The sequence below is a fragment of the Streptomyces sp. NPDC002055 genome (assembly GCF_040296705.1).
Classification (GTDB): Bacteria; Actinomycetota; Actinomycetes; order Streptomycetales; family Streptomycetaceae; genus Streptomyces.
The window spans coordinates 141,909-159,984 of record NZ_JBEOXS010000013.1 but is presented as its reverse complement, the minus strand read 5'-3'; the positions used below and the strand labels follow the sequence as shown (position 1 = coordinate 159,984).

Genomic DNA, 18,076 nt, shown 5'->3' with positions numbered 1-18,076 from the left:
TACATTCCGAACCCGGAAGCTAAGCCTTTCAGCGCCGATGGTACTGCAGGGGGGACCCTGTGGGAGAGTAGGACGCCGCCGAACAATCATTGAGACTCAACCCCCGGGCATGTGCCCGGGGGTTGAGTCATTTCCGGACCCGTTTCCCTGCACGCCCGGGACCGGATTCCCGTATCCCTGGGGCCCGGATTCCCGTTTCCCGCACCCAACACCGCAGCCCGATGCGGACCTTGGCAGGAGAAGAGCGGAGCTCCCGCACAGAGACCTGCGTTTAGGCTTCCCGCATGCGCTACGACGTGGTGATCTTCGACAATGACGGCGTGCTCGTGGACAGCGAGCCGCTCTCGAACGCGATCCTGGCCGGATATCTCACCGAGTCGGGCCACCCCACCACGTACGAGGAGTCGATCCGCGACTACATGGGATCGGCCATGCACCGGATCCACGACCTGGTGCGGGAGCGTTCCGGGAAGCAGTTGCCGGCCGACTTCGACGACGTCTTCCACGCCCGGGTCTTCGACGCCTTCCGCCGTGAACTCCAGGCCGTCGCAGGAGTCGAGGAGGTGCTGGAGAAGCTGACGGCGGACGGTGTCCCCTACTGCCTCGCCTCGTCCGGCAGTCATGACCGGATCCGCGTGGCCCTCCACAAGACCGGGCTGTACGACCGCTTCGGGGAGGAGCGCATCTTCAGCTCGCAGGACGTCGGGCGGGGCAAGCCGGCGCCGGACCTCTTTCTGCACGCCGCCCGCACCATGGGGGTCCGTCCCGAGCGGTGTGCCGTCGTCGAGGACAGCCCGCTCGGGGTGCAGGCCGCGGTCGCGGCCGGGATGGACGTGTACGGCTTCACCGCGATGACGCCGCCCGCCCGGTTCGAGGGACGGGCCACGGCGCTCTTCTCGGGCATGGGAGAGCTGCCGCAACTCCTGCTGTGAACGGCCTACCCAGCGGTAGCGGCGGGCCGTACGCTCCTCGGCCATGGACGCAGCGCTGCGGCACGGCAGGGTCTCGTTGACGGTCGGATTCCTCGCGCAGGGTGTGGTGTTCGCGCTCCTGGTGACCCGCATTCCGGCGATCCAGGAGCGCTACGGCATGTCCGACGCGCTGCTGCCGGTCTTCCTCGCCGCCGTTCCGGTGCTGGCGGGGGTGGGGAGCGTGGCGACCGAGGGCCTCGTCCGGAGGCTGCGGCCGAGTGCCGTGCTCCGCTGTGCGCAGCCGGTCGTGGCGCTCGCTCTGGTGGCCGTCGGCGCCGGCCGGGGCCTCCTGCAACTCATCGCGGCCCTCGCCGTGTTCGGACTAGCCCTCGGTGCGCTGGACGCCTCCATGAACATGCTCGGCGTCAGTCTTCAGCAGGCGTACGGGCGGAGCATCATGCTCGGCTTCCATGCCGCGTACAGCCTCGGCGGCATCCTCGGGGCCTCGCTCGCCTGGGTGGGTGCACAGGGGGAGTTACCGCTCGCCGCGCTCTACGGGCCGGTGGTGGTCGTGCTGATCCCGTTGGCACTCGTCGCGAGCCACTGGTACGCCGATGGGGCGCGGGCCCGCGTCCCGCGGCCCCGTGAACCCGGGTCCGCCGGCGTGCCGCTGACGGCGGGACAGAGCGACGGCGCCGCGCGGGAGTCCGTACCGTCGCCCGTCGCGATGCGGGTGCTGATGCCCCTGTGCCTGGTGATGGCCTGTGTCTACATCGGTGACTCCACGGTGGCCAACTGGAGCGCGAAGTACCTCCAGGACGTGCTCGGCAGCTCCGAGCAGCTGGCCACCGTCCCCTACAACGTCTACATGGTCACCACGCTCCTCGGACGGGCGGTCGGCGACCGCGGGGTACGGCGCTTCGGCGCGGTGCCGGTGGTGCGCGGCGGGACGGTGCTGGCGGCCGCGGGCTTCGCCGTGGTCGCCCTGGCACCCGGGGCGGCGGTCGGGATGGCCGGCTTCACGCTGCTCGGGCTGGGGCTCTGTGTGATCGTTCCGCAGACCTTCGCGGCCGCGGGGCGCCTCTTCCCCGGCTCGTCGGACGCCGCCGTCGCCCGGCTGAACATCTTCAACTATGTCGGCTTCCTGGTCGGCTCACCGCTCGTGGGCGTGCTGGGGGACGCCTGGAGCTACCGCGGGGCGATGCTCGTGCCGATGGTCCTGGTGCTGGTGACACTCCTGTACGCCAGTTCGTTCGGCGCCGAATCGACCCGATACGGTGGCGAGCATGAGCGGCCGCGCACAGCTGATGTGGGACGAGGCAGTAACGGGCTATGACTTCGGGCCCGGGCACCCGATGGATCCGGTGCGGCTGGGGCTGACCATGCGCCTGGTCGAGGCGTTCGGTCTGGACCGGGCGCTGGACGTGGCGTCCGCCAAGTCCGCCGGCGACTCCACGCTGCGGCTCGTGCACCGCTCGGACTACATCGACGCCGTGCGGCGCGCGTCGGCCGACCCGAAGTCCGCCGAGGCGTCGTACGGCCTGGGGACCGAGGACGACCCCGCGTTCGCCGGCATGCACGAGGCGTCGGCGCTGATCGCCGGGCAGTCGGTCGGGGCGGCGGAGGCCGTCTGGCGCGGTGAGGTGCAGCACGCGGTGAACTTCGCCGGCGGACTGCACCACGCGATGCCCGGCGGGGCGGCCGGGTTCTGCATCTACAACGACGCGGCGCTGGCCATCGCCCGGCTGCTGGAGCTGGGGGCCGAGCGCGTCGCCTATGTGGACGTGGACGTGCACCACGGCGACGGCGTCCAGGCCGCCTTCTGGGACGACCCGCGCGTGCTGACCGTCTCGCTCCACGAACACCCCCGGACGCTCTTCCCGCAGACGGGCTGGCCCGAGGAGACGGGCGGCACGGCCGCCGAGGGCAGCGCGGCCAACATCGCGCTCCCGGCGGGGACCGGGGACGAGGGCTGGCTGCGGGCGTTCCACGCGGTGGTGCCGGAGCTGATCGAGGCGTTCGCGCCGCAGGTGCTGGTGACCCAGCACGGGGCGGACACGCACTTCGAGGACCCGCTCGCCCACCTCGCGGTCAGCCTGGACGCCCAGCGGGCGGTGGCGGAGTCCTGTCACGACCTGGCCCACCGGCACGCCGACGGCCGCTGGGTGGCGCTGGGCGGGGGCGGATACGCGGTCGTGGAGGTCGTGCCCCGCTCCTGGACGCATCTGGTGGCGATCGCCGCCGGACGCCCGATCGCACCGACCACCGAGGTGCCGGAGGAGTGGCGGCACCATGTGTACGCCAAGACGCGGCAACCGGCCCCGTACCGGATGACGGACGGGCGGGAACCGCACTGGCGGGACTTCGAAGGCGGCGGTTACGACCCGGCGGACCGGCTGGACCAGGCGATCCTGGCCACGCGCCGCGCGGTGTACCCGTCCCACGGGCTGCTGCCGTAGACCCGTCACCGTCGTGGCTCCGCCCGTGCCGTAGTCCGTCACCGCCGCAGCCCGGCCACTGCGTCCCGGTGCCGCCATGGCACCGTCACCGCCATGTCCCCGTGACTGCCACGCCCCTGTCCCCTGCCGCGGGGGCCCTCTTGTGGCCGGCATCGTGGGCGTGTTGAGTGCTGGAGCGCTGCGTGCCCATCTGCCGGAGGCCCGGTTGGCGGGGTCCATGGCGACCTCACGGGAGACCGGCCCGCGGAGCCACCGGCTCGTCGCCGCCCGTGACCCGAGGGTGCTGCTCGGGCTCGGTCCGGAACGGACCTGGCGGCAGCCGGAACCGCTGCGGCTGATGGCCGGCCGGTGCGGTGTCCCGGGCGACCCGGAGCCGGCGTCCGGGCCCGACCGGATCGACCCCGACCGCACCCCGGCCGATCTCGGGGCGTTCGCCGACCGGCTCCGCGCCGCTGCCCGCGCCCGTGCGCGTGTCCTGCTCGGCACCGGCCACCCGCACCGTCTCCTGGGCTTCTACGCCGCGTTGGCCCGCTCTCTCTCGGCGGCGGGATGCCCCGATCTCACCCCGGCGCAGGGGCGATGTATCGACATAACGACCCGGTTCGGGGTACGCACCCGCACCCTCGCCTACGCACGAGGGGACGCGTCGGTGTGCGCGGGGCGGGGCGCCGCGGAGGGCTGTGGAACCGGCGTGCACACCCACTCCCCGCTCCCGGTTCGGACCGCCCTCGGGGCCGCCGCCGACGCCGGAGGGCTCCTCCCCGCGCTCGTCGTCGGGGACCACGGCTGGGTCTGCGGAGCAGGTCAGCCGGGGATCGAGGCCATCGGCCCGGCCGGCACGGACGACCCGGCGCTGTTCGTCGGCGAGGCCGAGGACCGGGTGGCGGTGGCTGTTCCGCTTGATGACGCTGTGCGGTCCGGTTACTACCGACCGCTTACTCGCTATGTACTCAATCGAGCGTGTCTGTCACAGTAGGCGGCCGATCGCTACTCCTCTTCCCCACTTGCATCACACGCCCCTAATCTGGGGAGGAGCGCACAGCGACGCGAAGTCACCGGAGGGGAAGCCGGTGACCGTCATGTGCGGAAGGTTCAGGTGTGTCATGGCTGCTGGCGAGAGGCCTCTGAACGAGGTGCAGTTCCTGACTGTGGCGGAAGTCGCCACAGTGATGCGCGTATCCAAGATGACCGTGTACCGGCTGGTGCACAGCGGTCATCTGCCTGCGATCAGGGTGGGGAGGTCCTTCCGGGTGCCGGAGCAGGCGGTGCACGACTACCTCCGCGAGTCCTATGTGGGGGTGGAGACCGCCTGAGGGTGACCCGCGGATTACGCTCCTCAGTCGGCGCCGGGTAGGCTGGGCCGACGTAGGTAGTGTGGGCTCGGACGCCCCGCACCGAGTGATTCGAAGTGAGCGAGGGTAGTCGTGGGCTCTGTTATCAAGAAGCGGCGCAAGCGGATGGCGAAGAAGAAGCACCGCAAGCTGCTCAAGCGCACCCGCGTTCAGCGTCGCAACAAGAAGTAAGCGAACGCCGAGCGTGACACGCCGCCCTCCTGCCGTTCCGGTGGGAGGGCGGCGTCGTCGTATCGGGGGAAGAGCGTCCGGCATCCGGCCGAAATGTAGCTCTGTGCATCCTTCGGTCACCACAGCGCAACAACCACCCGATACGGTGACCGCTGCGGGAAGAAACACGCCAGCCGCGATCCGGATGTGGAAGGAAGGCGCTGAATCTTGGGCAAAGTCGTGCTCGTCACCGGTGTCGCCCGGCAGCTCGGGGGACGATTCGTACGACGCATCCAGCGGGAGCCCGGTGTCGACCGGGTGATCGGAGTGGACGCGGTGCGGCCCGAGCACCATCTCGGCAGCGCGGACTTCGTCCGGGCCGACATCCGCCAGCCCACCATCGCCAAGGTCCTCGCCGAGCACACGGTCGACACCGTGGTGCACATGGACGTCACCGGCACCCCGCTGGGCACCCGCGGCAGCCGGAGCACGATCAAGGAAACGAACGTCATCGGCACCATGCAGCTGCTCGGCGCGTGCCAGAAGGCGCCCTCCGTGCAGCGGCTCGTGGTCAAGTCCAGCACCAGCGTGTACGGCTCGGCGCCGCGTGACCCCGCCGTCTTCACCGAGAGCACGCCGCCCAAGTCCCTGCCCAGCGGTGGCTTCGCCAAGGACGCCGTCGAGGTCGAGGGGTACGTCCGCGGCTTCGCCCGCCGCCGCCCCGACGTCGCCGTCTGCGTACTGCGGTTCGCCAACATCCTCGGGCCCCGGGCCGAGTCCCCGCTCATCGACTACTTCTCCCTGCCGGTGCTGCCCACCGTGTTCGGGTACGACCCGCGGCTGCAGTTCGTGCACGAGGACGACGTCGTCGAGGTGCTGCGGATCGCCTCGTCCGAACCGCGCCGCGGCACGCTCAACAGCGGCACCTTCAACATCGCCGGCGACGGAGTGCTGCTGCTGTCGCAGACCGCGCGGCGGCTCGGCCGTCCCACGGCGCCCGTGCTGCTCCCGGCCGTCACCTGGGTCGGCTCCGCGCTCCGCTCCATCGGCATGACCGACTTCTCCCCGGAGCAGCTCCGGCTGCTGACCCACGGCCGGGTGGTGCAGACCACGCAGATGCGGGAGACGCTGGGGTTCCGGCCGGAGTACACGACCGCCGAGACCTTCGCCGACTTCGCCCGCAGCCGCGGCCCCGGGCTGCTGCCGCCCGAGACCCTCGCCCGTACCGTCGACCGGCTCGCGGACCTCGTCTCCGCCGGCCCCAGTGAGGAGCGCACCTGACATGGCCGACGCCAAGGTCATTCCCTTCGGTGACGACCCGAGGTCGCGGCGCGGCAAGCCCAAGCCGAAGTCCCGGGTGAACGGGCGTGCGTCGGGGCCGCTGGCGCCCGTCCCCGAGCAGGCCGTGTCCCCCGATGCGGCGGCCGCGGCGGCCGGGGACGGGCCGCGGAGCGGCCCGTGGGAGCGCCGGCTCGCGCACGGGCTGTCGTTCCTGCGCCGCCGGGTCACCGGGGACTACGAGGTCGACGACTTCGGCTACGACGAGGAGCTCACCGACCAGGTCCTGATGTCCATGCTCCGCCCGGTGTACGACAAGTACTTCCGCGTCGAGGTGAAGGGCATCGAGAACATTCCGGACACCGGTGGCGCGCTGATCGTCGCCAACCACTCCGGGACCCTGCCGCTGGACGGGCTGATGCTCCAGGTCGCGGTGCACGACCACCACCCCGCCGACCGTCATCTGCGGCTGCTCGCCGCCGATCTCGTCTTCATGCTGCCCGTCGTCAACGAGCTGGCGCGCAAGGCGGGCCACACCCTGGCGTGCTCCGAGGACGCCCAGCGGCTGCTGGAGCGCGGCGAGGTGGTCGGGGTCATGCCGGAGGGCTTCAAGGGCATCGGCAAGCCCTTCTCCGAGCGGTACAAGCTGCAGCGCTTCGGGCGGGGCGGGTTCGTCTCCACCGCGCTGCAGGCGGGGGCGCCGATCGTGCCGTGCTCGATCGTCGGCGCGGAGGAGATCTACCCGATGATCGGGAACGCCAAGACGCTCGCGCGGCTGCTCGGCTTCCCGTACTTCCCGCTGACGCCGACGTTCCCCTGGCTCGGCCCGCTCGGTGCCGTACCGCTGCCGACGAAGTGGACGATCCAGTTCGGCGAGCCGATTCCGACGGACGGCTATCCGCTGGAGGCGGCCGAGGACCCGATGCTGATGTTCAACCTGACCGACCAGGTCCGGGAAACGATTCAGCACACGCTGTACAAGCTGCTCGTCCAGCGGCGGTCGGTCTTCTTCTGACCTGTTCTTCCGGCCTGAGTCCGGTACCCGGGCGGCGGACGGCCGGGAACGCCGTGTCCGGCAGGGCCGTTCGCCGGATGTGGCAAACGACATCATCTTCATCGCGGGCACCCTCGCAGCCCTGGGCGCCGCCGGGTTCCTCGCCGATCGCCTGCTGTTATGGATGGAGCGCCGCGGCTGGATCTACTGGCGCAAGCGCAAGGGGCTGTCGGGGATCGGCGCCGACTTCCTGCAGGGCACCAGTCCGCAGGCGCAGGCCAACAAGAGGGCCATGGAGCAGGAACGCGTCCGCAAGAACGTCCGCCCCGCGGAGGAGCCGCCGTTCTCGGTGGATCTGGACGCCGGCGTGGTCCGGCTGCGCCGGCCCGAGGGCAGAGGCGGCGCAGGTCGCGAGGACGGCAGCGGGCGCGGGAGCGCTGCCCACGCTGACACCGGCTCCTGGTCCGGGGGCGGCGGCCGGTCCGGGGCCGATCACTGACGGACGCCCTGAACGCCTTGGCGCCGTGCCTCCGCACAGCCCCCGCCCCGGAGCGCAGCCGCTCTCTATGGAAGACGCCCGTATGCAGCCGCCCGGGCACAGCCGGCATGGCGAACGGCGCCCGGTCCTCCGGCGCCGTAGCGCGGGGGACCGGACGCCGTCCGGAGAGCGGGAACCGCCGGGCGAGGGGCGGCAGGCGCGGTGCTGCCTACCGGGCGTCCTCGCCCTCGATGCCCAGGCCCGGCAGCAGGCCGGGCAGTACGGGCGGCAGGGTGACGTCCGGCTTGGCCGGGGCGCTGCCCTTGCCGCTGTCCCGGCCGGAGGGCGACGGGCTGGCCTTCGGCGGGTCGAGCAGATCGTCGGCGCCGTCGATGAGCCCGCCCTCGGACTGTCGCGACTCCGACGGGTGCGGCTTGCTCTCCTTGCCGCGCCGCCGCTCGGACGGGGCGTCGGTCGCGGGCTCGGACTGCCGTGACCGGCTGTGCGAACCGGTCGGGCCCGAGGAGCGGCCGGAGTCCGTCCGGGCGTCGTCCCCGCCGGGCGGGGTGGGGAGGAGCGACTTCAGGGGGCCGACCTCCTCGTCCATCGCGTCGAAGACCGAATTCACCTGGTCGCCCACGTCCGTGAGCTGGGCGGGCAGCCGGTCGCGGAGCTCCCGCCAACTGCGCCGGTGCGAGGCCGAGAAGGACTCCAGGGTCTGGATCGGGCCCAGCGAGCCGTCCTGCGCGTAGGCCTGGGACAGCAGCCGGTGCCCCTCCGAGGCGTCGTGCCGCATGCCGGAGAGTGCCCGGCGGACCTCGCCCAGCGACTCGTGGTCGAGGTCACCGGCGCGGCCGCGCTCCATGAGCCTGCGGGCCTCGTACATCCGCGTCGAGGCCTGGTCCAGATACACCTTGCCCCGGTCGGAATCGCCGTCCGCCAGGCCGCGCTTCATGTCCTCCATGCCGCGCTTGAGCCCGTACAGCGAATCCCCGGGCAGGGCGTCGGAGCTGGCCGCGGCCACACCGCTGAACGCCCCGGCCGCGACACCGACCGTCAGCCCGCCCGCGGCGAGCCCCTTCGACCAGCGGGACCGCGGACGGAGCGACCGGCCCGGTCCGGCCCGGTGGGCGCCCTTGCCGGAGTGCTGGCCGGAGCGCTGGCCGGGCAGTGCCGGGCCCTCGCTCGCGGTGCCCTCGGCGAGCATCGCCTCCATGGCAGCGACCAGTTGTGCCCGCTGCACCGTCCTGACGTCCGGATCCAGCTCCGGCTTCGGCAGCCGACCGAGCCCGCCCGCCAGGGCGAGCAGCTGGTCCTGCCGGATGTCCGCCGTGGCGTCGGACCGCTCGGCCGTCCTGTCCTGGTGAGCCTGCTCGTCCAGGACGTGGGCGAAGGCGTTCGCCCGCCGGTGCGCCGATACGTTTGCGATCACAGGCGGCACCTCCTCTCGTCATCACCCTCGACTCCCCGGCATGGATGGAAGGTTGCGCACCTTGAGCGCAACCACTCGATCGAGTGAGCAGAAGCGATCAGGGGACGACTAGAGGGAGCCTGCAATCCGGACAACGAGCAGCTCGGCAGTCGGGTTACGCGCGGACGATGATCGGACCGGGGGGTCATGTTGGGTCACCGTAGGGGTTGTCGTGGTGGTCAGCGGGCGTCGTCGGGGAGCAGCCGCGCCAGCGTCCGGACGGCCCGGTACTGGAGCGTCTTGATCGCGCCTTCGTTCTTCCCCATCACCCGGGCGGTCTCCGCGACCGACAGGCCCTGGAGGAACCGCAGGGTCACGCACTCCTGTTGCTGCGGGTTGAGCTTGCGGACGGCCTCCAGCAGGGCCGCGTTGGACAGCGATTCGAGGACCGAGTCCTCGGGGCTGCGCTCGACCTCGTTGGCGTCGAGCATCTCGCCGGTGGTGATCTCGAGGCGGAACCGGCTGGACTTGAAGTGGTCGGCGACGAGGTTGCGGGCGATCGTCACCAGCCAGGCGCCGAAGTCGCGGCCCTGCCAGGTGAAGGTGCCGATCCGGCGCAGGGCGCGCAGGAACGTCTCGCTGGTGAGGTCCTCCGCGGTGGCCTTGCCGCCCACCCGGTAGTAGATGTACCGGTACACGGTGTCGGCGTACTGGTCGTAGAGGCGGCCGAAGGCCTCGGCCTCGCCGGCCTGGGCGCGTTCGACGAGGTCCATCATGCGACGGCTGTCGCTGTCGGCGGCTGGGCGGCGAGCGGCGGGGGCGCCGGTCCGGGTGCGTCGGCCGACCGCGGCGGTGCGCTCGGCGAGGGCATAGGCGGGGCCGACGGGTCCGGTGGGTCCGGCGGCAGGGACAGGCACGGCGAAGGCGGGGACGGCGTACGCGGCAGGGACGAAGCCGCGCAGATGGTCGGCGACCGTCGCGCGGAGCGTAGCCAGGCCCGAGGCGTCAACCCCGACGTGTGGGTACACGGGACTCCCAGAGGCAGAGCTTCCATCACGTGCAGTACGGATACATTCACCCGTCGTAGCGACGTGCGGGTACCCGTTTGCGTCTGAGGAGAATAACGCTTCGTACAGGCAGTGCTACACCGAGTTGCTCAAATCACCGCTTCGGAGCGCTCTGTTATGGATTGATGACCGATTGCGTAGAGAACGCAGTGCGCAGAGCGATCGATTCGCTGCGCAAATTGCTCGATCGCGGGTCAACTTGTGGCGATGCGGCGGCATTGGGACTGGCGGGGAGCCGCGGGGGGTAAGAAGGCCGGAATGGCCGCGCGTCGCACCGGCGCAGCACGGCCGGGCCGGAGCGGGCGGTGCGGTCCGCGGGGTCGTTGCCCTGAGTGCGGCCGGATCTCCGGGCGGAGCGGGGCAGTTCCTCGTCGTTGCAGGCCGGTCCGGCGGGGCGGTGACCGGACCGTCGCGGTCGGGGACCGGCGGCGGGGTGCGAAGAGGGTGCGTCAGCGGCGGCGGCGCTGGAGGGCGACCGCGGCGGCCGCTCCGCCGGCCAGCGCACCGACTCCGGCGGCGGCCGGGATGCCGACCTTCGCCGCCTTGCGGCCCGTGCGGTAGTCGCGCAGCCGCCAGCCGTGCTCGCGGGCGTGCTTGCGCAACCGCGTGTCCGGGTTGATCGCGTACGGGTGCCCGACGATCGACAGCATCGGGATGTCGTTGGCGGAGTCGCTGTACGCGGCGCAGCGCGAGAGGTCGAGCCCCTCCGCGCCGGCCAGGGCCCGTACCGCCTCGGCCTTCGCGGGGCCGTGCAGCGGTTCGCCGACGAGCTTGCCGGTGTAGATGCCGTCGAGGGACTCGGCGACGGTGCCCAGCGCGCCGGTCAGGCCGAGCCGGCGGGCGATGATCGTCGCGGTCTCCACCGGGGCGGCGGTGACCAGCCAGACCTTCTGGCCCGCGTCGAGGTGGGCCTGGGCGAGGGCGCGGGTGCCCGGCCAGATCCGCTCCGCCATGTACTCGTCGTAGATCTCCTCGCCCATCTCCATGAGCTCGGAGACCCGGTGGCCCTTCACGATGGACAGCGCGCTGTTGCGGGCGTCCTCCATGTGCGCCGGGTCCTCCACGCCCGCCAGCCGGAACCACGCCTGCTGCCAGGCGAAACGGGCCAGTTCGCGCTTCTGGAAGAAGCGTCGCTTGTAGAGGCCGCGGCCGAAGTGGAAGAGGGCCGCGCCCTGCATGACGGTGTTGTCGAGGTCGAAGAAGGCGGCGGCCAGGTGGTCCCCCGCGACGGGGAACTCCGGCTCGCCGGCGGCCTCGGCGCTCTCGCTCCCGGCGTCCCGCGCGGCGTCGAGCGAGGACTTGCGGGCTGCCTCGGCAGCCGCTTCGCCTGCCAGCACGCTGCGTGCCGTGGCGGAGCGCCTTCGCGGTGTGAGCCATCCCAGTGCGGCCATGACGTGAGCATAGCCAGTGACCTCCCCCAAACCGGAGTCGGGAGGATTCGGGCGCGTGAACTTCCTGCGGCGTTTCTGTTTCCGGTCCGTGTGTCCGCTGTGCCGGTGTGTGACCACCGGCAGCCGTCGCCGGACGGGCCTCAGCCGCCCAGGGCCGTGCGCAGCCGCTTCGGGTCGACCCGCCAGAAGTCGTGCTGGGCGCCGTCGACGAGGACGACCGGGATCTGCTCCCAGTACTTGCGGTGCAGGTCCGCGTCCTCGGTGATGTCCTTCTCCTCCCAGGCCGCCCCCAGCTCGGTGCAGACGGAAGAGATCACCTCCCGGGCGTCGTCGCAGAGGTGGCAGCCCGGTTTGCCGATCAGGGTGACGGTGCAGTCGGCGGGGTTCTTGCGGGGCGTGCGGCGCAGCAGCGGGCTCATGACTGCATTGTGCAGCGCGCGGACGTGCGCCGGGGAGCGGCCTCCGGTTGGATGGCGGCATGGACGATTCGGGTGGTTCGGGGGCGAAGTCGTAGGGAACGTGGCCACGCACCCCTGCCGGCCGCGGGTCCGTCCCGGCGGCCGGGGGTGGGGGTCCTCTCCCGGCGGCGACCGGGGGAGATCCGCATTGTGGGCGGTTCCGCGATCATGCGATCGATACGCGTGACCCCGGTCACTTTGGTCGGACAAAGCGGACACCATCTTTGTGCACGCGTTCACAAAGACATAGCCTGCTGTCGACGGGGTGGCCCTGGGACGTGTGGCCGCCTGCAGCCCCGCTCTACCCGCAGGAGCACCGTGGCAACTGGCCGAACTCACCGACCGGCGACCCGTAGCCGAGGGATTCCCGAGGCCACCGTCGCCCGGCTTCCGCTGTATCTGCGTGCGCTGACGGCGCTGTCCGAGCGTTCGGTTCCGACGGTCTCGTCGGAGGAGCTCGCGACCGCGGCCGGGGTGAACTCCGCCAAGCTCCGCAAGGACTTCTCCTACCTCGGCTCGTACGGCACGCGTGGTGTCGGCTACGACGTCGAGTACCTCGTCTACCAGATCTCGCGCGAGCTCGGCCTGACCCAGGACTGGCCGGTCGTGATCGTCGGTATCGGTAACCTCGGCGCCGCCCTCGCGGGCTACGGCGGCTTCGCCTCCCGCGGCTTCCGGGTCGCCGCGCTGATCGACGCCGATCCGGCCATGGCCGGCAAGCCGATCGCCGGGCTGCCCGTCCGCCACACCGACGAGCTCGAAGCGATCATCAACGACAACGGCGTCTCCATCGGGGTCATCGCCACCCCGGCCGGCGCCGCCCAGCAGGTCTGCGACCGGCTCGTCACCGCCGGCGTGACCTCCATCCTCAACTTCGCCCCCACCGTGCTGTCGGTGCCGGACGGGGTGGACGTCCGCAAGGTCGACCTCTCGATCGAACTCCAGATCCTCGCCTTCCACGAGCAGCGGAAGGCCGGCGAGGACGGTGCGCACGAGGGCGCCGTGGCGCCGCCGCCGCTGCGCGCCGGAGCCGACGGGGGCCGGAAGGGGCCCGACGGGGACGTGCCCGCCGTGATGCCGGCATGAGTCTTCTGGTCGTCGGGCTGAGCCACCGCAGCGCGCCGGTGAGCGTGCTGGAGCGGGCCGCCCTCGCCGCCGACACGCAGGCCAAGCTGCTGCAGGACACCCTCGCCGCCGAGCCGGCGGCCGAGGCCGCGGTGCTCGCCACCTGCAACCGCATCGAGCTCTACGCCGACGTGGACAAGTTCCACGCCGGTGTCGCCGAGCTGTCCACGCTGCTCTCCGTGCACTGCGGGGTCGGCATCGACGAGCTCACCCCGTACCTCTACGTGCACTACGAGGACCGGGCCGTCCACCACCTGTTCTCGGTGGCCTGCGGCCTGGACTCGATGGTCGTCGGCGAGGGCCAGATCCTCGGCCAGATGAAGGACGCCCTCGCGCTCGGCCAGGAGCTGCACAGCGCCGGGCGGCTGCTGAACGACCTGTTCCAGCAGGCGCTGCGGGTCGGCAAGCGGGCGCACAGCGAGACCGGGATCGACCGGGCCGGCCAGTCGTTGGTCACCTTCGGTCTCGAACAGCTCGCCGCGGGCGGCCCCGTCGAGCCGTGGGCGTCCGGCAAGCGCGCCCTGGTGATCGGCGCCGGATCGATGTCCTCGCTGGCCGCGACCACGCTCGCCCGCGCGGGCGTCGTGGAACTGGTGATCGCCAACCGAACGATCGACCGCGCCGAGCGGCTGGCCGCCGCGCTCGCCGACCAGACCGGTCCCGGCCTCACGGCGCGCGCCGTACCGATGGACGAGGTCCCCGGCGAGCTGTCCCGCGCCGACCTCACCGTCTCCTGCACCGGCGCGACCGGGCTGGTGCTCACCGGCGAGGCCGTGGCCACCGCGGTCGCGGAGCGCGCCGGGGAGAGCTTCCTGCTCGACCTGGCGATGCCGCGCGACATCGACCCGGCGGCGCACCGCGTCGACGGCGTCCGGCTGGTGGACATAGAAACCCTCGCCGAGGCCTCCGCCGACGCTCCCATGGCCGCCGATGTGGACCGGGTCCGGGGCATCGTCTCCGAGGAAGTCGCCGCGTTCGGCGCCGCTCAGCGTGCCGCCCACATCACCCCCACCGTCGTCGCCCTGCGGACCATGGCCGCCGACGTCGTCGCGAGCGAGATCGCCCGCCTCGACGGCCGCCTCCCCGGACTGGACGACAAGCAGCGCGCCGAGATCACCCAGACCGTGCGCCGCGTCGTCGACAAGCTGCTGCACGCGCCCACCGTGCGGGTCAAGCAGCTCGCGGGCGAGCCCGGCGGCGCCGGGTACGCGGACGCGCTGCGGGAACTCTTCGACCTCGACCCGCAGGCGGTCGCCGCCGTCAGCCGGGCCGACAGCACCGACCCCGGGCAGGAGCGGGCATGAACGACACCACCACCCCCGCCACCACCGCGCGCGAAGCGGCCGGCTCCGGCAGCGGTCCGCTGCGCCTGGGCACCCGCCGCTCCACCCTGGCCATGGCCCAGTCCGGGCAGGTCGCGGACGCCGTCCGCCGGCTCACCGGACGCCCGGTCGAGCTGGTCGAGATCACCACGTACGGCGACACCTCCCGGGAGCAGCTGGCGCAGATCGGCGGCACCGGGGTCTTCGTGACCGCGCTGCGCGACGCGCTGCTGCGCGGCGAGATCGACTTCGCCGTGCACTCGCTCAAGGACCTGCCGACCACGCAGCCCGAGGAGCTCGTGGTCGCCGCCGTGCCGCCGCGCGAGGACCCGCGGGACGCCCTCGTCGCCCGCGACGGCCTCACCTTCGAGCAGCTGGCGGACGAGGCCCGGAAGGCTCCGGTCCGCATCGGCACCGGCTCCCCGCGCCGGATGGCGCAGCTCAACGCGTGGGCCCGCACCCTGGGCCGCGACATAGAAACCGTTCCGATACGCGGCAACGTCGACACCCGTATCGGATACGTGCGCTCCGGCAAGCTGGACGGCGTCGTCCTCGCCGCCGCCGGGCTCACCCGGATCGGCCGTATCGACGAGGCGACTGAGAAGCTGCCCGTCGACAACGTCCTGCCCGCCCCCGGCCAGGGGGCACTGGCGGTCGAGTGTTCCGCGTCCGACGCGGGCCTCGCCGCCCGGCTCGCCGAGCTCGACGACCCGTACACCCGGGCCGCCGTGACCGCCGAGCGATCCCTGCTCGCCGCCCTGGAGGCCGGCTGCAGCGCACCTGTGGGGGCGCTGGCCGACCTTCTGGCCGACGGGCAGGTTGTCACCGAAATGCGCCTGCGCGGCGTCGTCGGCACGACCGACGGCAAGACGCTGGTGCAGCTGTCCACCACCGCTCCCGTACCCGCGTCTCACGACGACGCCCTGCAGCTCGGCAGTGAACTCGCCGCCGAACTGCTCGCCAAGGGTGCGGCCGGTCTGATGGGGGAGCGAGCACTTTGAGCCCCACTGCCGCAAAGATCCAACGAGCACCACAGGCTGGTCTCGGTCACGTCACCTTCCTCGGTGCCGGACCCGGAGATCCGGGACTGCTGACGCTGCGCGCCGTCGAGGCGCTGGCGACCGCGGACACCCTGGTCGCCGATCCCCAGGTGCTCGACGTGGTGCGTACGCACGCCAGGGCAGGGGTGGACATCCCGCAAGCGGGGCATGACGCGTCGTCAGCCCCTGCGACGGAGCCCGCCTCAGGGGATGCCGCCAATCTTGTCATGGGGGCCGCACGGGGCGGCAAGCGGGTCGTGCGGGCGGTCGCGGGCGACCCCGGCATGGACTGCGACGCCGCCGCCGAGATGCTGGCCTGCGCCGCCGAGAACATTCCGTTCGAGGTGGTGCCCGGCGTGGCGACCGCGGTGGGTGTACCCGCGTACGCCGGTGTGCCGCTGCGCAACGGGACGGGCGCCGACGTCCGCTTCCTGGACGCCCGGACCGCCACCGACCGGTCCTGGAGCGAGGTCGGCACCAGCGACGCCACCGCCGTCGTCTCGACCACGCTGGACTCGGTCGCCTCGGCCGCCGGTGAACTCGTCGCCGCCGGGCGGAAGCCGGACACCCCGATGACGGTCACCGTCGCCGGCACGACCACCCGGCAGCGCACCTGGACCGCCACGCTGGGCACGGTCGCCCAGGTGCTGAAGTCCGCGAAGGTGCTGCCGTCGCCGGACGGCGGGCAGTCCGTGATAGCCGTCGTCGGCGAGCACAGTGCCGCGGAACGGCGCGACCAGCTCTCCTGGTTCGAGTCGAAGCCGCTGTTCGGCTGGAAGGTCCTGGTCCCGCGGACCAAGGAGCAGGCGGCCTCGCTCTCCGACCAGCTGCGCAGCTACGGCGCGGTGCCGCACGAGGTGCCCACCATCGCCGTCGAGCCGCCGCGCACCCCGCAGCAGATGGAGCGCGCGGTCAAGGGCCTGGTCACCGGCCGCTACGAGTGGATCGCCTTCACCTCGGTCAACGCGGTGAAGGCCGTCCGGGAGAAGTTCGAGGAGTACGGGCTCGACGCCCGCGCCTTCGCCGGGATCAAGGTCGCGGCCGTGGGCGAGCAGACCGCCAAGGCGCTGGTCGACTTCGGTGTGAAGCCGGATCTGGTGCCCAGCGGCGAGCAGTCGGCGGCAGGCCTGCTGGAGGACTGGCCGCCGTACGACCCGGTCTTCGACCCGATCGACCGGGTGTTCCTGCCGCGCGCCGACATCGCCACCGAGACCCTGGTGGCCGGTCTGATCGAGCTGGGCTGGGAGGTGGACGACGTCACGGCCTACCGGACCGTGCGCGCCTCGCCGCCGCCGGCCGAGACCCGTGAGGCGATCAAGGGCGGCGGGTTCGACGCGGTCCTGTTCACCTCGTCCTCCACGGTGCGGAACCTCGTCGGCATCGCCGGCAAGCCGCACAACGTCACCGTCATCGCCTGCATCGGCCCGGCCACCGCGAAGACCGCGGAGGAGCACGGCCTGCGCGTGGACGTCCTGTCGCCCGAGCCGTCGGTGCACAAGCTGGCCGAGGCGCTCGCGGACTTCGGCGCCCAGCGCCGGGACGCCGCCGTCGAGGCGGGCGAACACGTCACCAGGCCGAGCGAGCGCCGGCCCGGATCGCGCAGGAGGCGCACGTGAGTGTTTACGGACGCTTTCCCGGGGCCCGTCCCCGACGGCTCCGTACCACCCCGGCCATGCGACGGATGGTCGCCGAGACCCGGCTGCACCCGGCCGAGCTGATCCTTCCCGCCTTCGTGCGGGAGGGCATCAGCGCGCCGGTGCCGATCTCGGCGATGCCGGGCGTCGTGCAGCACACCCGCAACACCCTGCGGAAGGCCGCCGCGGAGGCGGTCGAGGCCGGGGTCGGCGGGCTCATGCTGTTCGGCATCCCGGAGGTCAAGGACGCGGTCGGCAGCCAGGGCACGGACCCGAACGGGATCCTCCAGGTCGCCATCCGGGACGTGAAGGCCGAGGTCGGCGACGACCTCGTCGTCATGTCCGACCTGTGCCTGGACGAGTACACCGACCACGGCCACTGCGGCGTGCTGGACGACGACGGCCGGGTCGACAACGACGCGACGCTGGAGCGCTACGCCGAGATGGCGCGGGTGCAGGCGGACGCGGGCGTCCATGTGGTGGGCCCGAGCGGCATGATGGACGGCCAGGTCGGGGTGATCCGCGAGGCGCTGGACGGCACCGGGCACCAGGACGTCGCGATCCTCGCCTACACCGCGAAGTACACCTCGGCGTTCTACGGGCCGTTCCGCGAGGCCGTCGCCTCGTCGCTGAAGGGCGACCGGAAGACGTACCAGCAGGACCCGGCCAACGCGCGGGAGTCGCTGCGGGAGCTGGCGCTCGACCTCGAAGAGGGCGCCGACATGGTGATGGTGAAGCCGGCGCTGCCCTACCTGGACATCCTGCGGCAGATCGCCGACACGGTGGACGTGCCGGTCTCCGCGTACCAGATCTCCGGCGAGTACGCGATGATCGAGGCCGCGGCCGAGAAGGGCTGGATCGAGCGGGACCGCGCGATCATGGAGACCCTGACCGGGATCAAGCGCGCGGGCGCGGGCACGATCCTGACGTACTGGGCGACGGAGGTCGCGCGGCGGTTGCAGGGCGGGGAGTAGTTCTCCCGGCCAGGATCGCGGGATGTGAACGG

Annotated in this window: 18 protein-coding genes and 1 rRNA gene; 15 read left to right on the top strand and 4 right to left on the bottom strand. The window is 72.1% G+C overall.

The genetic code is table 11. The features are described from left to right. From rrf to ABT112_RS10895, 10 genes are all read left to right on the top strand, one after another. Positions 1-84, top strand: a 5S ribosomal RNA gene (gene rrf / locus ABT112_RS10940); the annotation flags it as partial. 200 nt (positions 85-284) lie between these two features. Next, positions 285-932 carry an HAD family hydrolase gene (locus tag ABT112_RS10935; RefSeq protein ID WP_351507897.1) on the top strand — a complete coding sequence of 216 codons (648 nt, stop codon included), beginning with the start codon at positions 285-287 and terminating at the stop codon, positions 930-932. 43 nt (positions 933-975) lie between these two features. Then, positions 976-2,247 carry an MFS transporter gene (locus ABT112_RS10930; protein WP_351507896.1) on the top strand — a complete coding sequence of 424 codons (1,272 nt, stop codon included), beginning with the start codon at positions 976-978 and terminating at the stop codon, positions 2,245-2,247. Beyond that, the gene (locus tag ABT112_RS10925) at positions 2,198-3,370 is read left to right on the top strand and encodes an acetoin utilization protein AcuC (RefSeq protein ID WP_351507894.1); all 1,173 of its coding nucleotides are present in this window, start codon (positions 2,198-2,200) and stop codon (positions 3,368-3,370) included. The genes ABT112_RS10930 and ABT112_RS10925 overlap by 50 nt, the downstream gene beginning before the upstream one ends. A gap of 160 nt (positions 3,371-3,530) precedes the next feature. After that, complete coding sequence (locus tag ABT112_RS10920; RefSeq protein WP_351507893.1) at positions 3,531-4,346, top strand: phosphatase; 816 nt, start codon at positions 3,531-3,533, stop codon at positions 4,344-4,346. A gap of 127 nt (positions 4,347-4,473) precedes the next feature. Then, complete coding sequence (locus ABT112_RS10915; protein ID WP_351507891.1) at positions 4,474-4,683, top strand: helix-turn-helix domain-containing protein; 210 nt, start codon at positions 4,474-4,476, stop codon at positions 4,681-4,683. A gap of 111 nt (positions 4,684-4,794) precedes the next feature. Continuing rightward, the gene (locus tag ABT112_RS10910; protein ID WP_003948845.1) at positions 4,795-4,893 is read left to right on the top strand and encodes a 30S ribosomal protein bS22; all 99 of its coding nucleotides are present in this window, start codon (positions 4,795-4,797) and stop codon (positions 4,891-4,893) included. A gap of 207 nt (positions 4,894-5,100) precedes the next feature. After that, a complete protein-coding gene (locus ABT112_RS10905; RefSeq protein WP_351507890.1) occupies positions 5,101-6,153 on the top strand; it encodes an NAD-dependent epimerase/dehydratase family protein in 1,053 nt (350 codons plus the stop codon). Between the two features lies 1 nt (position 6,154). Then, positions 6,155-7,165 (top strand): lysophospholipid acyltransferase family protein, encoded by a 1,011-nt coding sequence (locus tag ABT112_RS10900; RefSeq protein WP_351507888.1) that lies wholly within the window; start codon positions 6,155-6,157, stop codon positions 7,163-7,165. 79 nt (positions 7,166-7,244) lie between these two features. After that, positions 7,245-7,643, top strand: coding sequence for a hypothetical protein (locus ABT112_RS10895; RefSeq protein ID WP_351507886.1), 399 nt, complete (start codon positions 7,245-7,247; stop codon positions 7,641-7,643). Between the two features lie 208 nt (positions 7,644-7,851). Here the strand turns inward: ABT112_RS10895 and ABT112_RS10890 are convergent, their stop codons facing one another. From ABT112_RS10890 to ABT112_RS10875, 4 genes are all read right to left on the bottom strand, one after another. Continuing rightward, a complete protein-coding gene (locus ABT112_RS10890) occupies positions 7,852-9,054 on the bottom strand; it encodes a DUF5667 domain-containing protein (protein WP_351507884.1) in 1,203 nt (400 codons plus the stop codon). 218 nt (positions 9,055-9,272) lie between these two features. Continuing rightward, on the bottom strand, positions 9,273-10,061 hold the full coding sequence (locus tag ABT112_RS10885; protein WP_351507882.1) for an ECF subfamily RNA polymerase sigma factor, BldN family: 789 nt from the start codon (positions 10,059-10,061) through the stop codon (positions 9,273-9,275). Between the two features lie 488 nt (positions 10,062-10,549). Next, entirely contained in the window at positions 10,550-11,491 is a 942-nt protein-coding gene (locus ABT112_RS10880) for an HAD family hydrolase (protein ID WP_351507881.1), read from the bottom strand. 140 nt (positions 11,492-11,631) lie between these two features. Then, the gene (locus ABT112_RS10875; RefSeq protein WP_351507879.1) at positions 11,632-11,910 is read right to left on the bottom strand and encodes a glutaredoxin family protein; all 279 of its coding nucleotides are present in this window, start codon (positions 11,908-11,910) and stop codon (positions 11,632-11,634) included. A gap of 357 nt (positions 11,911-12,267) precedes the next feature. Between ABT112_RS10875 and ABT112_RS10870 the strand changes: the two genes are divergently transcribed. Genes ABT112_RS10870 through hemB form a run of 5 tightly spaced genes read left to right on the top strand, consistent with a single transcriptional unit; the run spans position 12,268 to position 18,044 of the window. Continuing rightward, entirely contained in the window at positions 12,268-13,035 is a 768-nt protein-coding gene (locus tag ABT112_RS10870) for a redox-sensing transcriptional repressor Rex (RefSeq protein ID WP_351507877.1), read from the top strand. Further along, positions 13,032-14,378, top strand: a complete 1,347-nt coding sequence (locus ABT112_RS10865; protein ID WP_351507876.1) for a glutamyl-tRNA reductase — start codon at positions 13,032-13,034, stop codon at positions 14,376-14,378. Before ABT112_RS10870 ends, ABT112_RS10865 begins: the two co-directional genes overlap by 4 nt. After that, positions 14,375-15,397, top strand: a complete 1,023-nt coding sequence (gene hemC / locus ABT112_RS10860) for a hydroxymethylbilane synthase (RefSeq protein WP_351507874.1) — start codon at positions 14,375-14,377, stop codon at positions 15,395-15,397. Before ABT112_RS10865 ends, hemC begins: the two co-directional genes overlap by 4 nt. Next, complete coding sequence (locus ABT112_RS10855) at positions 15,394-17,052, top strand: bifunctional uroporphyrinogen-III C-methyltransferase/uroporphyrinogen-III synthase (RefSeq protein WP_351507873.1); 1,659 nt, start codon at positions 15,394-15,396, stop codon at positions 17,050-17,052. The genes hemC and ABT112_RS10855 overlap by 4 nt, the downstream gene beginning before the upstream one ends. After that, positions 17,049-18,044 (top strand): porphobilinogen synthase, encoded by a 996-nt coding sequence (gene hemB / locus ABT112_RS10850; RefSeq protein ID WP_351507871.1) that lies wholly within the window; start codon positions 17,049-17,051, stop codon positions 18,042-18,044. The genes ABT112_RS10855 and hemB overlap by 4 nt, the downstream gene beginning before the upstream one ends. The last annotated feature ends 32 nt before the right edge of the window (positions 18,045-18,076 follow it).